Source organism: Bradyrhizobium sp. BWA-3-5 (genome assembly GCF_032917985.1).
In the GTDB taxonomy this organism is placed as follows: Bacteria; Pseudomonadota; Alphaproteobacteria; order Rhizobiales; family Xanthobacteraceae; genus Bradyrhizobium.
Genome location: NZ_CP136626.1, coordinates 5332551 through 5348368, shown reverse-complemented (window position 1 = coordinate 5348368; position 15818 = coordinate 5332551). Strand labels below are relative to the sequence as shown.

The following is a 15818-nucleotide window of genomic DNA, read 5'->3' as shown; positions in this document are numbered from 1 at the left end:
AACCTTGTCGAGAAGCGACTATCTCTCCGCGCACGAGAGTATGCTGGCGCGGATTGCGCAGCCTCGCATTGTGGACGGAGAATGGACGTCCACTCCTGATGGTGATTGGACAGGAGGGCGTTCGTCGGTGAGCTTTGAGTCACGTATCTCGCTGATCCGGGGCGGCTCCCAATCGCCAACGCGGATACCGCGCTGTGCCGGATGCTGCCGCGCCAACACTGGACAGCCTTCAAGGGCTTCGGCTTCTATCCGCGTGCCGCGCTCGGAAGCGTCCTCCTCGGAAATGAAACCTCACGTAAAGTTGCGCTCACGGCGGCAAGGTCGCTGCAGGAAATGTTTGATCCGCGCATGGGACCGATCCCATTGGGCACTGATGCCGAAGAGGCCAGTGCTGTTGGGGCCGCCGAGAGCAGCATCGACTCGCTCTAGGCGACAATCCTGCTTTACCGGGACTTGGCCCAGCTGGGCGACTCTCAGATCGAGGCGGTCGCCAACGCTTAGATGCGGCGGGTGCTCGAAATCCAGGTGCGTCCGGATGATTCGGTCACCCCATCATCCACGCTCGACCCCATACCGGTAAGGCGCGCAGAACGCCCACACAAAGGTTACATGGATGGCAGCATATGGGGACGTGCGTAGGTATGGGCGATACTGTCCGCCCCCGTGGCTCGCCCGACGGAGCCTTTGTGGCGCGTATACCCGGTGCGGGTGCTGGACTGGTATCGAGCATGTTTCCGCGGATCTGGTTTCCTATTGGGGCTTCGACGATCCGGCAATCCCGAACACCAGCCGGGATACCGCGGCCACAGCCATCGCCGGGTATTGTGGCTGCCGCACTTGGCCCACGAGGCGCCAACTACCGATTTTTTCGCGGAGCGTACCGTGACGCAGCTGATCGCGGCGAGCGTCGGCTCCGGCGGCTAGTGTACGACTGGTGTGCCGGCTGGCCGGATCTACTGAAGATGCGCCGGCAGTCGCAAAGTCCGAGCTGTTTCGGGAGCGACAGCCGAAGACCGGCGGGTTGCGCTCAGGTGGGGATGTCACCGACGTCACCGAGGTCCCCAAAGAGATGCTTCTACGATTGGGTCGAACTGAGATGCTTCGCTTCCACTGTAGGCCTGGTCTACAGCGTTATACCTCAGCTGATGGCAGTACATGAGCACCGTCCTCGCCGGCAGGAGCGATGCGCACACGAGTTCTTCATTGCATTCAGGAGCCCGCTCACACGCCACGATGACAGTCCCACGGTCCATCTGCTTGCCGTCGACGCTCAGAATTCCGATCGCCAGTGACCTCTCGTCTATTTTGCCCATACGTCATGCGACTTTATTCAGTCGAAAAAGTTCAACGTTTTACTGCCGAATCAATGGGTCTCGGCGACGATTTCCCAGAACTGGAGTCCATCGAATGAAAACACCCTCATCGCCGCACTTCACGCCCGTTGATCTGAAGCCATATTTCAATGCCAGGCGCCGGGAGCTGGACGAGCGGCGCGGCAAGCGCGCGGGCGACACCAGCTGGATTGACTCGTTGCGGGGGCCGCAGACGCATCGCGGCATCCCGTTTCTATTCGGCGACGAAGCCGAGCCGGATGTGCTGGCCTTGCGGCCTGGGGAGGCTCCTACCGAGATCTCACTGTCACCCACATTGGCCAGCTACGTTCTCTTTGTGCATGCAGTAACAGACCATCAACCTGTGAGGCCTGAAGGGTTTGGCGAAATCGGGCCGGCCGCGCACTCTGTGGACGGCAACCCACTCGGCGACCGCGTGTCGACGTACGCACTCCGATACGCCGACGGAAGCGCGGCCAACGTGCCTGTGCTGCGGCGGTTTGCGATTCAGCAGAGGCACACTGAATGGAGCGCGAGTGCATTCGGGGCCGTGCCCCTGCGGGGTCCTATCGTGCATGCGAGCAGCGGAGAAAACTTCGCGCTCGGGCGAGCGCCGGGCGCCAGCTTCGTAAACAGCGAGGTTCGCACTGAATCGGGGCGCATTAGAATTCGTGAAGGTGAGAACCTGTGGGTTTACGCGTTGCCGAATCCGCATCCAGAGAAGGAGCTCGCGGGCCTGAGCCTGCGCCCGGAGCAAGAGGCTTCGCTCGTCTATGCGGTGAGCACGACACAGCTGTCGGAGCATCCGCTGCGCCTTCAGGGCCGTCGCAAGCTGAGGATGCGGCTGCCGCCCGGGGTGCATCTGAACAAACTTGGCGAACTGGATGTCGACCATCGCGGCGAACAGATCGGCATGGACTTGGGCAACGTCATTTCCGCCCGAGCGGTACTTAAGTACTCCAGAGCGGATTGGCTAACTGACAAGCCCGACGTGCAGCCTGTGCGTTCCGAGAATGAGGTCATCGTCGAATATTCCGCCCACCCAGACGCAAGGCTCTACCTGCGCTCCAGCGACGGACACCTGCACGTTCGGGACCTTCGATCGCTGGAAGGCATTGAAAATGCAGCAGGCACCTCGCTGGACGCTGTGCCGATCGAGCCGGCGACACGGCCCGTGAAGATCCGCATCGTTGAGAAAGGCAGTGGTGGGCGTGTTGCCGCGCGCCTGCATCTCCACGGTGCGCACGGGGAGTATTTACCGCCCAAGGGACATCACCGCAAGGTCAACACCGGCAGGTTCGAGGACTTCGCCGGCGAACTCGCGAACGGCCTGAACCAGTACGCCTATGTCGATGGTAGCTGCGACGCGGACCTGCCGATTGGGATCGTATTTGTCGAGATCAGCAGGGGGTTCGAGGTGCGGCCTCTGCGCAGCATCGTCGAAGTCACTGCGGGCACGGATAGCCTCACATTCGAGCTGGACAGAGTGCTGCGCTGGCGCGAACAGGGCTGGGTTAGCTCCGATACGCACGTCCATTTCCTGAGCCCGCAGACAGCCCTACTAGAGGGCAAGGCGGAGGGCGTCAACGTCGTCAACCTGCTCGCGTTGCAGTGGGGCGAGATGTTCAGCAACGTCGCCGACTTCGACGGACGCACGACGATCGGCGCGAAGGACTTCGGCGGCGACGGAGAGTTCGTCGTCCGCGTTGGCACAGAGAATCGGATGCACGTGCTGGGGCACATCTCGCTTCTCGGCTACGAAGGCGAGATTATCAATCCGCTGTCTTGCGCTGGATCCGACGAAGCAGCGATAGGAGATCCGTTGGAGGCGATCATGGCCGACTGGGCGGAGCGTTGCCGACAGCAAGGGGGGCTGGTCGTGATGCCGCACGTGCCCAATCCCCACGCCGAGCGGGCGGCTGATATCGTGCTCGGCCTGATCGACGCAATGGAGATGATGTCGTTTAACCCACGAACCGCGCAGATCAGCGCATTTGGTCTGGCCGACTGGTACCGGTACCTCAATATCGGCTACCACCTGCCGCTGGTGGCAGGTTCCGACAAGATGGACGCGTCCGCGCTCCTTGGCGGCTCGCGGACCTATGCGCAGCTGGGCGCGCGCGATTTTACGTACCGCAACTGGATGGATGCCGTGCGCAACGGCGATACGTTCATCACAGTCGGGCCGCTCGTGGATATGACGGTGGAAGGACGCCGTCCAGGGAGCAAGATCGCGCTTCCTCCTTCAGGCGGAACCGTCGCCGTCAACTGGCGGATAGAATCGGTCAGCGTGCGGCCGACGCGGGTCGAGTTGATTTGCAATGGCACCGTAGTCGACGAAGTACGATGCAGTGATCTGTCATGCAACGGCCATTTCCCCCTACGCGTCACCGCGTCCTGCTGGGTCGCGATCCGTGTTCGAGGCAGTGTCGCCGGGCGCGAGGCCGACATCGCGGCTCACACCAGTGCCGTGTATGTCGGAGTCGGCGAAAAACCCATCTTTGCGATCGCAGACGCGGTGTCGGTCCTCGCGCAGATCGAGGGATCGATCGCCTACGTTGATACGCTGGCCCCCAGGGCCGATGAAGCGCGGCACGCGCGACTGCGAGCTACTCTGGAGCTAGCACATCATCGCCTGCATCACCGGCTTCACGAACTTGGCGCCAGCCATGAGCATGCGCCCGTTCATTCGGTTCACGTTGAACGCGAGCATTGATGAACGAAAACTTATGATAAAAAGGTATCTGCTGTCCGTTTCCCGTTGCCTCGGTGTTGGCAGCGGCGCGTGGGCGCACCCGGACCATGGCATGTCCGGCTACGTCCACTGGCATCGAAGGTGAAGTCGCCTCCATTCGGTGACATCGCTTAACCTGAAAACCTACCAGCTTAGCCAGGCGATATCGATCGCGATCTAGGTAGGCAGCGCGACCGTCTTTGCACCCGAAGCTCTCGATCGCAGTTCTGGACGAGCTTAGGTTACCCTTCAGAAGGCGCTCACAGCATAGAATTCCCGTGTTCGTTCTGTTCTGTCGGCCGGTGCGCATGGCGCGGCGCGTCGATAGCATGCGCTTGGCAGTGCGCTTCGCGTAGCCCCATAGGACTGTTGCGTCTTGCGCGTTGGCATCGCTTGGCCCTGGCCGTCCGTCAACCCTGCTTCCTCCAGTTCAATGATGCTTCCATGCCGCCCGGCATCCATGAGAATATCGAACAACCGATAGTTCGCTTCGATCTGCGAGACTAGGCAATGCCGTCATCGAGCGACTAGCCGCGACACTAGACTTCACACATTCTTGAACTCTACTTGCACGACACAAATTTGAAATGAACTGCTGCTACTAATAGTTGCATTATGACATCCGAGGCAAGCGCAATCTAGGGTTACAGGAAAAGTGGAAGCAGCTTCGAAGACCGCCAGGCCGCAACATAGCTGTGGAATGGCCGTTGCGAAGTTCCTGGGTCGATGAGCCGCACGACATGAGAGGCGACATGCTCGTACATTCTTGCGTCCCACTTGAACGATGCCGTCGAGAAGGCTGAAGCTGGCAGGATCTGACGATGGCGGTATTGACAGATTAATTTTAAGGGCCCGTAGCACGAAAAGCTCCCACAAAGCTCTAAGTATTACTTACGCGCCATAGCAGACAGCTCGAGCCGACCGACGCGTAGTGATCCTAGAGTCTTCCCGGACCTCGAACTGAGATGCATTCCACGAAGGGAGAAATCAAGCCATGTCGCCTGCCGTTGCGCCTAGTCTCATTCAGGATGAGAATTTTCATGCGGTAACTGCGCGCCTGCTTTTGGAGCAGTATCCCCTTGATGGGGGACCGCGTAACAATCCCGAAGCGAGCCGCAATCCCTTCGATTACGTGGAGTACGGTCTCGGCATTGCGCCTGAGCAGGGCGAACTGATCTATCTGCTCTGTCGATGGCTGCGCACAAAGCGAGTAGCGGAATTTGCGACGTCTACCGGGATGTCAACGCTCTATCTCGCCGCCGCCATACGTGACAATGGCGGTGGGATCGTGATTGGATCGGAACTCGTCTCCGCGAAGGCAGCAACAGCGCGTCGCAATCTGCGCCATGTAGGTCTCTCAGACTACGCCGAGATTAGGGAAGGGGACGCTCGGCGAACTCTGCGCGATCTCGGTGGTCCGGTAGATTTTGTTCTGATAGACGGCTGGCTTGCGAATGACGGTCCCTCTTTGGCCCGACAAGTTATAGAGATTGTCGCGCCGCAAGTGCGGATTGGCGGCTATGTGATGAACGACAACGCCGAGCCGGATTTTCTCCAATTCGTACGGGATCCAGCAAACGGGTTTTTGCGCTTAACGCTCCCAATCAAAATTGGCGCGGAGCTCTGCGTGAAGGTAGCCTAGGCCTACCACCCCGTTTGCTCGGCATCAGTCCTCGACGTGATCTGTCCGGAGGTCTTCGGGATCCACTTCTGAGGCGGCATAACGCAATTAAGATAATCCAATCATGGGAGTGCATCAACACCCACGCATAAACTTCTGCTCTTTTAGCAGCGGAGTTCTCTTCGAATTGAGTGCGGGTACCGCCCTTCTGCTGGCATCTGGATAGGGTGCGCTTGGTGAGGACCGGTGCCGTATATGTCGAGGTTGGCGACAACCCCAGGACGCGGTCTCGGTCCTCGCGCAGATTGAGGGATCGAGTGCTTATGTGGATATGATCGCACCCAAGACAGACGAAGCGCGGCACTCGAGGCTGCGGGCTTTCCTAAAGTTTGCACATCATCGCCTGCATCACAGGCTTCACGAACTCGGCGCCAGCCACAGGCATGCGCCGGTCCATTCGGTTCACGTTGCACGCGAGCATTGATGAAGCAGAACTAGCGTTAGGAATCTGCTGTCCGTTTCCCGTTGCTTCGGTGTTGGCAGCGGCGCGTGGGCGCACCCGAATCATGGCAAGTCCGACTACGTCCACCCCTGCCACCCACGATCGATTAAGCTAGAAGAACAGTAGATGACGCGGACAGATTAGTAAGATCCTTGGTCATACACAGTGAGATAACCCATCGATCAGTACCCTTGCCGTAGGTTCGGCAGCTTCTCGCTGGCTGAGCTCGTTTGAAATGATTTTATACCGCCCGTGCAAGGCGATGGCAACTCAGATCTCTTAAGCTTAATGGCGCAATCTTGAAGAAAGTTGGACCTGAGGGCGCTTTCGCTTTCGGGCTTTCATTCGGGCGGCACCCACAATCGACGCCATGCCGTAATGCAAGGATTAGATCGCGAAATTCTTGTGCGAGGAAAATCTGACGCTCCAGCATCTGAATGATCTGAGTCTTTCATCGCTCGCGAATGGGTTCAGCAAGTGGCCGGAAAGGCGGAGTGTCGCGAAGGCATGATCCTTCGATGTGTAAAAAAAGCGGGGGCTCTCCGATATCTCTCACCAGCAACTGCCAAGTCTGGTGCACACTTTATGTAAGTGGCCGAAAGAGGCCGATCTGTCGAGAGGCGACTGCCGATGAGGTATTTGGTCGCGCGCAACTTTCGGATTATAGCTCTCAGTCACTGAGGAACCTCGTCAACAGTTGCAGCAAATGGCAAGACCAGCGGCCTGCGCGCCGAGCGGGGTCGCAATTGCCGCCGAAGTGTTTCCTCGCCAGCTCTCTGACTTCGCTCCGCAGAACCTAACCCTCCTGGTGAATAGTTTCAGCAAATGGCCGAGAAAAGAGGAAGCCGAGAGGCCACAGTGGCAATCGCAGGGGAGAATCAGCGGCGGAGGTTACGTGATTTCATCCGACAAGCTTTGGTAAACTTGGTCAACGGTTTCAGAAGTGGCCCGAGGAAGCGGACTGTAGAGCGGGCACAGTCACACTAGCCTCGGGTGGAGCATGCCACTTCGGAGGCGGATCAGGGGGAGTTACTGAAGTGTCGTATCTGGATGGCATGCTTTTGCTTACTGCATGACAAGGTGTCGGGCCGAGGCACGTATCCGCGCCTTCGCAGAAGGCGCTCTGGCCGGCATTCAGGTCATCTTTTGTGTACTGATTGTCGAGATATCACGCCCATTGGGGTTCCTGTAACGATCGGCGAGACCTCTGAACAATTCACCCATCTGGCTTGATCGGACAGTAAACTCTCCATAGTTAGGATCGAAGAGCGTGGTCATTCCACTCGATGTCGAGGTTGCGATTGTGTGGTTGCCGCCTTGGGCGAAACGCAAGCCGAGCAAATAAGCCGATCGGTCTTCGGCGACTTCGTTCACTATCTGCTCTATGCGCGAGGACGTACCGAACCTATATCTCGTCTGCTGTCCGGATGGTTCTAAAGCCCGCATCCCGTAACATTGTGCTTTTTGCCTGAAGGTTGTGAGAACCTCCTGCTCCGTCGCTTCGCAACAGAGCGTTGAGATCTTCATACCACTGCTGCCGCACTGAAGCTGAAGCGTGGTTTTGAGAGCCAGGTCGCGGCGCACTCATTCGGGATGACGGACTGCTGTCGAGATTGATGCGCGTTCCAGACGATCATGATCACCAATTCAGGCGATCGTGATCGCTATTTCCAGCGGTCGTGATCGGGGAGAGCGAGGCGCTCACCACCGACAGTCTGCAACCCGGGCCGCTTGGTCTTTTGCCCAATAGCAGAGGATGAGATGCCGACGGAGAGACTGTCCATGCGCCACATCGCGAAGTTCTACGCCTGCACTACAGCGTCGGCATGTCGCGGCGCGCCGTTGCCCGCAGTCTCGGCCTGGCCCAGGGCACGGTCAGCAAGTACCTGAACCGAGCCCGCCGCGCCGGCCTGAGCTGGCCATTTGTGGCCGGAGCTGGATGACGACATTCGGCTCGAGAACCGCCTGTTTCCGCCGCCTTCCGATCGGCCCAGTGACGAGCGTCCCCATTCGGAATGGACGCGTGTACATCGCGGGCTGCGGCGCCCGAACGCCACGCTGATGCTGTTGTGGGAGGAGTATTGCCACGCAAACTCTGACAGCTTCAGCTATGCGTGGTTCTGCGAACGCTACAGGGACTGGCCCTGCCGTCTCAAACTAATCCCGCGCCAGGTTCACCTCGCGCACATGGCGCATCGCAAGCCTCCCCATCGGCATCCGATCCACTCCTTCGAAACGCCGAAAGGGGGGACCTATCAGAGCCAGAAGAGGCCGCTTCGTCCGGGACGGTTTCATTCCGGGATGGTGGGCGATTTCATCTCGGAACGGTGGGCGACTTCAAATCGGAATGGCGCGCGATTTCATTTCGCAAATCGTGGGCGATTTCGAGCGGAATCAGCATCTTCGTCAGCTACTCGTCAGCCAACCAGTGTAGCGAGACAGGCTGCGCATTCTCGACGTCATCGGAGATGGAATATGAGGGGCATTGGCCGACCTGGCGAATCGCACGTTGGGCCTGCAGGAGCCGGCAGCATATGGGGATCGAGCAGTTCGAGCCCGGAGCCCGGGGCAGCCCCCGGGGAAGGCAGGCAATCTTTTGACTCCGTCCTGGAGCAGGCGCGCTCCGGACCTCAAGATGGAGCGGTGCCGCTCGTGAGCGAGCCACCAACTTCGCGTGTGGCAGTTCCGAGGTCCTCAAGTGGCGAGCGAATCAAAGCAGCAATGCAAACAATGCGCAGCCTGCGTAAGGAATTTGATGCTTCTCAGAATGCGGCCATGCAAGCCCGGAACCCGTCGGAGGCGCAAGACCTGATTGATCAAGTCATCAAGGCAGGCTCGGAAGTTCTGGACTATTACGCGAGCCTGCCCCCGGACATGGCGCATCGGCTTCTTTCCGACGATCAGGCTCGCCGACTTCGCGACGAGACTCTCTCTGCAGGCAACCAATGCAACGCCCCGGCCAGCTTGATTGGTCACGACCTCGAGGCGAGCAGGATGAAAGCCGCAGCCGTGCTCGGCAAGATGCGAGATTCCAACGCTCCGCCCGGCCAGCTGAGCCGCGCGGTATCCAGTGTGGCGAAGCACTACCTGGCCTGCATGGAGTGGTGGGGCAAGAAGGTACTGCGCTCGGAACGGATGCAGTCCGTCTGCGCGGCCACTGCCAACTTGCCAAGCAGTACGCCCGAGATGCGGAAGGCCGACGAGGCCGCACTCCGCCTGCATGCTGGCTGGGCACTTCATCCCAAGTGTATGTATCTGGAATCGCTGATTGCTCGCGCACGACTGCTGATCGAGTCTCAGGCGAGCACGTTCGAACCAGCCGTGAGCGACGCCCTCATGAGTGAGGACGGGCGGGTGCGTCTGCTCGGGACGTTTATCGACGATGTTTTTCCGGCATTTATCTCTACGAGTCCAGCCGTTCTGTACAACAACGGAGAGGCACTCGACGCAGAGCACTGCACCGTTCTGGAAGGAGTCATGGAACGGCTTTCGGAATTTGCCTCAGGGGTGCACGGCATCGTTGCCAGGCTAAGGGATGGCGGAGCGGGTGCCGACCTTCCACTGGAACTGTTGGACCAGATCGTAGAGGATGCATGGGTCATCGCGGACGATGTCACGCGATTTGTGGCAATGCAGCCAAAGAAGCCCGTCCCGATTGAACCGCCTGCCCAGGCTGCAATACCGGAAAATACCGTCTTGGCGACTGGAGGGCCACGCGGCGCGCAGGAAGGGGAAGCCAAGCGCGCACGGGCCGCAGGCGAGGGGAGTTCAACGGCCGGGCTGCGCGAGCCGCAGCTCGCCAGGCCCGATGCTGCGACGGCCTCGACAGCAAATATTATCGTACTCTCGGACCTCGGTACGAAGAAACTCGCCAGCGCAGAGGAGGCACGCGCGAGGGAAGCATCCTCGGCGACCCGTCACCTGGAGATGTGGCAGGCTCCGCCCTCCAGCATAGCACTGACGGGATTACTCAAGCGATTGGACGAGCTGCTGCAGTTCGATCTACCGGCTCAGCAAAGGGCCGCCTCGCAAGCACGCGAAATGAAGCCCGAGGACGCCGACCACGTCGTGGATCTCGTCATTAAGCGCCTGCAGACGCAGGCCGCCGAGATCGAGGCCTGTGTAGCCGCGCTGGAGGAGCCTCGCCGACGTGGCCTACTCACGCCTTCGCAAGTGCCCGAAGTGCACGAAAAAATAGTCCAGCTTAAGGTTATGTTATCCGAGATTCAGGGACAGGCAAACTCATTGAACGCGCGAAAGGCGGCGATCACGGTCGATTGCATGAAGACCTACGAATTTCCGTCGCAGAAGTACCTTGAACAGTTGCGGGCGGCAGAGGAACTGGCGTCTGTGGATCCACCGCACGCCTTGAAGGGCGAGCCAGGGACGCTGTTCGAGATCAAGCTGCAGCCCAAGCCGCTGCGCAATGGTAGGCTGCCAAGCCCGATGTGGGTGCACATCCATACGAAGCGCCCGGTACATGCGTGGCAGTTGGCGTCGCTGAGTGACGCCGAATTCGCCGCTTGCCACGTGAAGTCTAATGAACAGCGTGGCTACAATCGGGATTGGCAGAGCGCTCGAGCTGCGACGGGGCAGGAGAACGTTGTGATTCACCGTGGCAAGCTCACGCCTGCGTTCTGTAAGTCGTTGTTGAGCATCGCCCCGTTGTACCCCCTTCTCGAGACTGAGCACGCATCGATGCAATTCGCGCGGCTCGGGATGTAGTTACCTGAATGTCTCGTGCTAGAGCGTCGCTATGGTGACACCACTCAAGCAGACCGTCACCGAGAGGAAATCCTGTAGAGCTCGAAGCCGGCGCGGGCTCCCTCGAACAGGTCGACAACGGGGCCCGACTGAAAATCGATCGGGTGCGCCGTGACCCCGACTTCCGCTTGGCAGCTGAACCGTCAAACGCCGGCGATGTGTCGGCTCCAGTCCAGATGCAACCATCAGCGCTCCCCTTCATCTTCGAAAGTTGAGTGCAGATAATGAATCGGGTGCGTCAACAAACGGATGCCTCTCCGGCCGACTCGTCGGCAGATGCTGCAGCCTTTCAGCGACAGCTGAGCGAGGTCGCTGTCCCGTCCGCCGTGTCATGCAGGTCCGCGCCTATCGAGCGGATGCATCGCGACGTCAGGCGCGGCCCACTATGCGGGCGAGCGGGCACCCACATACGCCGGCTCCGCATGGTCAAGGCGGTGGAACGATGGTGAATGCGTCGGCTCGGCCGCCCGGCCATGCAAATTAGGGGAGATCTGCGCGCTGATCGGTCCTAACGGGGCCGGCAAGAGCTCGCTGCTGAACATCATCAACGGAGTCTACCCATCGGAAATAGGTTTCCGGATGGTAGCGCGTGGCGACAGTGTTTTCCGCATATTTTTTGCGCCACCAGGCTTTTAGCTTAGGGGGCTACTACAATATTCGGTAGCTGGCTAAAGCCAAATTGAGGCCCTAGGGTCCGGCCGCCGATCATCATCGACGAACAGAAGTGAACGCAAGCGCACGTGAAGCCGCTGCCCGCAGCGCCTGCCGGTCACCTTCCCCGGCGTGGCGCTGGCCAGGCTGGAACTCAAGGTGATGTTCGGTTCGATCTTCCAGCGCCTTCCCGCGCTGCGCCTGTCCGTGGCGCCCGAAGAACTGAAGTTGCGCAAGGAGATCATCACTGGGCAAGGAGATCATCACTGGCGGGTTCGAGGAGTTTCGGTGCTTTCGTGATGCGCGGACGCCGCCGGGGATCGCGATCTTCTCCGCAGTTTGTCGGCGCACCTGGCGCGAGCCGGTCAGATCAGCCAGCCATGAGGTAACCAAGATGGACGTGCAAGAAACCACGGCAGCATGCCGGGACGCCTTCGCCGAACTGGCGTCGCCAGCATGCATCCACGACCCGTATCCATTCATGCGGTGGTTGCGCGAGCACGATCCGGTGCATCGCGCGGCGTCGGGCCTCTTTCTGTTAAGCCGCCACGCCGACATCTACTGGGCGCTCCAGGTCACGGGCGATGCGTTTCGCGGACCGGCGACGGGCGAACTGGCGCGCTATTTCCCCCGTGCGGCGACCAGCCTGTCGCTCAATCTGCTGGCGTCCACGCTAGCGATGAAGGATCCGCCAACGCATACGCGTCTGCGCCGGCTGATCTCGCGCGACTTCACCATGCGCCAGATCGACAACCTGCGGCCGAGCATTGCGCGCATCGTCGCAGCGCGCCTGGAGGGCATGGCGCCCGCGCTGGAGCGCGGGGAGGCGGTGGACCTGCATCGGGAATTCGCGCTGGCCCTGCCCATGCTGGTCTTCGCCGAACTGTTCGGCATGCGCCAGGACGACATGTTGGGGCTCGCCGCCGGCATCGGCGCCATTCTGGAAGGCCTGAGCCCGCACGCCAGCGATCCCCAGCTCGCCGCGGCGGACGCGGCCAGCGCCAGGGTGCAGGCCTACTTCGGCGACCTCATACAGCGCAAGCGCACCGATCCCCGCCACGACATCGTGTCGATGCTGGTCGGCGCACATGACGACGATGCCGACACGCTGTCGGATGCGGAGTTGATCAGCATGCTGTGGGGCATGCTGTTGGGCGGCTTCGCCACCACTGCTGCGACCATCGACCATGCGGTCCTGGCGATGCTGTCGTATCCCGAACAGCGGCACTGGCTTCAGGGAGACGCCGCGGAAGTGAAGGCATTCGTCGAAGAAGTCCTGCGCTGCGACGCGCCCGCCATGTTCAGCTCCATTCCGCGTATCGCCCAGCGCGACATCGAACTCGGCGGCGTGGTGATCCCGAAGAACGCGGACGTGCGCGTGCTGATCGCGGCCGGCAATCGCGACCCGGACGCCTTCGCCGATCCCGACCACTTCGATCCCGCGCGGTTCTACGGCACCGGTCCTGGCATATCGACCGACGGGAAGATCATGCTGAGCTTCGGCCACGGCATCCACTTCTGCCTCGGTGCGCAACTGGCCCGAGTGCAGTTGGCCGAGAGCCTGCCGCGGATCCAGGAGCGCTTCCCCAGGCTGGCATTGGCCGAGCAGCCGACCCGGGAGCCCTCCGCGTTCCTTAGGACGTTCCGCGCGCTGCCGGTGCGGTTGCCTGCGCAGGGGGGCTGAGATGCGCGTCGTGGTCGACCAGGATCTGTGCAGAACCACCGGGCAGTGCGTGCTGACGCTGCCGGGCGCCTTTCGCCAGCGCGAATCGGACGGCGTGGCCGAAGTGTGCGTGGCGACGGTCCCGCAGGCGCTGCACACCGCCGTGCGGCTCGCGGCCAGGCAGTGCCCGGTCGCCGCCATTCGGGTCATCGAAAGCGACGCTGGCGATGACGAGCGCGCCAGCGCCGACCCTGCGCCTTCTCCGGCGGAGGCCGAGCGGCATGCCGCGAAAGCGCCAACGCAATCCAGGAGGACACGATGAGACGGTTTGAAGGCAAGGTGGCCGTGGTGACCGGCGCCGGCGCCGGCATCGGCAAGGCATGCGCCCTCGCCATCGCGCGCGAGGCCGGCAGAGTGGTGGTGGCTGACATTGATGGCTCGGCGGCCATCGCCTGCACCGCGCAGATCGAGGCCGAAGCGGGCCACGCGCTGGCCCTGGCCATGGACATCGCCGATGCGCAGGCGGTGACAGCGCTGTTCGAGACGGCGGAGCGGCACTTCGGTGGGGTCGACCTGCTGGTGAACAACGCGAGCGCCATGCACCTGACCCCGCGCGACCGCGCGATCCTCGACCTGGACCTGGCGGTCTGGGATCAGACCGTGGCGACCAATCTGCGCGGCACACTGCTTTGCTGCCGGCAAGCCATCCCACGGATGATCGCCCGCGGCGGTGGCGCGATCGTCAACATGTCGTCGTGCCAGGGGCTCAGCGGTGACACCGCGCATACGTCCTACGCCGCGTCGAAGGCGGCGGTGAACATGCTGTCGGCCTCACTCGCCACCCAGTACGGTTATGCGCAGATCCGCTGCAACGCGGTTGCGCCGGGTCTCATCATGACCGAGCGTCTCCTCGCCAAGCTGGACGAGGGCATGCAACGGCATCTGCGCCGGCACCAGCTCCTGCCGCACGTCGGCCGCCCCGAGGACGTAGCCGCGCTGGTGGCGTTCCTGCTCTCCGACGATGCTGCGTTCATCACCGGCCAGATCGTGTGCATCGACGGCGGCATGCTGGCACATGTGCCGACGTACGCGGATGGTGGCAACAGCCGCGCCGCGCGGCCTGCCGGCGACACCGCCGAAGCGGCCGCGGCGCCGCACTGCTGATGGACATGCTGCTCAACCCGCTCGACCGTCGGCATCGGCTGCGGTGCGACATCCCGGTCGTGCCCGGCGCTTTCCCCCTCGTCGGGCATCTTCCCGCCATCGTCTGCGACCTGCCGCGCCTGCTACGGCGCGCGGAACGGACGCTGGGTAGCCACTTCTGGCTGGATTTCGGCCCTGCCGGACACCTGATGACCTGCGTGGATCCGGATGCGTTCGCACTGCTCCGGCACAAGGACGTGTCCTCGGCGCTGATCGAAGAGATCGCGCCCGAATTGTTTGGCGGAACGTTGGTCGCCCAAGACGGCGGCGCTCACCGGCAGGCGCGCGATCCGATCAAGGCGGCGTTCCTGCCCAAGGGGCTGACCGAGGCCGGCATCGGCGACCTGTTCGCGCCCGTCATCCGGGCGCGGGTGCAGGCGTGGCGCGACCGCGGCAACGTAACCATCCTGCGCGAAACCGGCGACCTGATGCTCAAGCTCATCTTCAGCCTGATGGGAATCCCCGCGCAGGACCTGCCGGAATGGCATCGCAAGTACCAGCAACTGCTGCAGTTGATCGTCGCGCCCCCGGTCGACCTGCCCGGACTGCCCTTGCGGCGCGGCCGCGCCGCCCGGGACTGGATCGACGCGCAGTTGCGCCAGTTCGTCCGCGACGCACGGGCGCATGCCGCGCGCACCGGGTTGATCAACGACATGGTGAGCGCCTTCGATCGCAGCGGCGATGCGCTCTCCGATGACATCCTGGTCGCCAATATCCGCTTGCTGCTGCTTGGCGGCCACGACACCGCCGCCTCGACGATGGCCTGGATGGTGATCGAGCTGGCGCGGCAGCCTGAGCTGTGGGACGCCCTGGTCGAGGAGGCGCAACGTGTGGGCGCGGTGCCGACCCGGCACGCGGACTTGGCGCAGTGTCCGGTCGCCGAGGCGCTGTTCCGCGAGACGTTGCGCGTGCATCCGGCGACCACGCTCCTGCCGCGTCGCGCGCTACAGGATTTGCAACTTGGCCAACGGCGCATTCCCGCGGGCACCGATCTGTGCATCCCGCTGCTGCATTTCTCGACCTCGGCGCTGCTGCACGAGGCGCCTGATCAGTTCCGCCTGGCACGGTGGCTGCAACGCGCGGAGCCGATCCGACCGGTGGACATGCTGCAGTTCGGTACCGGTCCACACGTCTGCATCGGCTACCACCTGGTATGGCTGGAACTGGTGCAGTTCTGCATCGCCTTGGCGCTGACCATGCACAAGGCCGGGGTACGGCCGCGGTTGCTGAACGGCGTCGAAAAAGGCCGGCGCTACTACCCGATCGCACATCCGTCCATGACAATCCGCATCGGATTCTCATGAGCTGGCATCGCATCACATGCCCCGTGTGGCGAGGCAGCGGCGCTG

Annotated in this window: 12 protein-coding genes and 1 pseudogene; 11 read left to right on the top strand and 2 right to left on the bottom strand. The window is 61.7% G+C overall.

Features of this window, described 5'->3' with window-relative positions:
- The first annotated feature begins 201 nt into the window (after positions 1 to 201).
- From RX331_RS25685 to RX331_RS25675, 3 genes are all read left to right on the top strand, one after another.
- A complete protein-coding gene (locus tag RX331_RS25685; RefSeq protein WP_317252593.1) occupies positions 202 to 429 on the top strand; it encodes a hypothetical protein in 228 nt (75 codons plus the stop codon).
- A gap of 978 nt (positions 430 to 1407) precedes the next feature.
- Entirely contained in the window at positions 1408 to 4047 is a 2640-nt protein-coding gene (locus RX331_RS25680; RefSeq protein WP_317252592.1) for a CehA/McbA family metallohydrolase, read from the top strand.
- Between the two features lie 1012 nt (positions 4048 to 5059).
- A complete protein-coding gene (locus RX331_RS25675; RefSeq protein ID WP_317252591.1) occupies positions 5060 to 5707 on the top strand; it encodes an O-methyltransferase in 648 nt (215 codons plus the stop codon).
- Between the two features lie 1615 nt (positions 5708 to 7322).
- Here the strand turns inward: RX331_RS25675 and RX331_RS25670 are convergent.
- Both RX331_RS25670 and RX331_RS25665 read right to left on the bottom strand, forming a co-directional pair.
- Positions 7323 to 7634 (bottom strand): YopT-type cysteine protease domain-containing protein, encoded by a 312-nt coding sequence (locus tag RX331_RS25670; protein WP_317252590.1) that lies wholly within the window; start codon positions 7632 to 7634, stop codon positions 7323 to 7325.
- Entirely contained in the window at positions 7594 to 7776 is a 183-nt protein-coding gene (locus RX331_RS25665) for a YopT-type cysteine protease domain-containing protein (RefSeq protein WP_317252589.1), read from the bottom strand. The genes RX331_RS25670 and RX331_RS25665 overlap by 41 nt, the downstream gene beginning before the upstream one ends.
- Positions 7777 to 8014: 238 nt before the next feature.
- Here RX331_RS25665 and RX331_RS39030 point away from each other — a divergent pair, with 238 nt between their 5' ends.
- The 8 genes and pseudogenes from RX331_RS39030 to RX331_RS25630 all read left to right on the top strand — a co-directional run bounded on the left by RX331_RS39030 (position 8015) and on the right by RX331_RS25630 (position 15773).
- Entirely contained in the window at positions 8015 to 8131 is a 117-nt protein-coding gene (locus RX331_RS39030; RefSeq protein WP_410708015.1) for a hypothetical protein, read from the top strand.
- A 532-nt stretch (positions 8132 to 8663) separates the two neighbouring features.
- On the top strand, positions 8664 to 10913 hold the full coding sequence (locus RX331_RS25660; protein WP_317252588.1) for a hypothetical protein: 2250 nt from the start codon (positions 8664 to 8666) through the stop codon (positions 10911 to 10913).
- A 522-nt stretch (positions 10914 to 11435) separates the two neighbouring features.
- Positions 11436 to 11525, top strand: a pseudogene (locus RX331_RS25655) (ATP-binding cassette domain-containing protein); the annotation flags it as partial.
- A gap of 240 nt (positions 11526 to 11765) precedes the next feature.
- Entirely contained in the window at positions 11766 to 11903 is a 138-nt protein-coding gene (locus tag RX331_RS25650; RefSeq protein ID WP_317252587.1) for a hypothetical protein, read from the top strand.
- A gap of 94 nt (positions 11904 to 11997) precedes the next feature.
- A complete protein-coding gene (locus RX331_RS25645; RefSeq protein WP_317252586.1) occupies positions 11998 to 13287 on the top strand; it encodes a cytochrome P450 in 1290 nt (429 codons plus the stop codon).
- 1 nt (position 13288) lies between these two features.
- Positions 13289 to 13588, top strand: coding sequence for a ferredoxin (locus RX331_RS25640; protein ID WP_317252585.1), 300 nt, complete (start codon positions 13289 to 13291; stop codon positions 13586 to 13588).
- A complete protein-coding gene (locus tag RX331_RS25635; RefSeq protein ID WP_317252584.1) occupies positions 13585 to 14430 on the top strand; it encodes an SDR family oxidoreductase in 846 nt (281 codons plus the stop codon). The genes RX331_RS25640 and RX331_RS25635 overlap by 4 nt, the downstream gene beginning before the upstream one ends.
- Complete coding sequence (locus tag RX331_RS25630; protein WP_317252583.1) at positions 14430 to 15773, top strand: cytochrome P450; 1344 nt, start codon at positions 14430 to 14432, stop codon at positions 15771 to 15773. Before RX331_RS25635 ends, RX331_RS25630 begins: the two co-directional genes overlap by 1 nt.
- Positions 15774 to 15818: the final 45 nt, after the last annotated feature.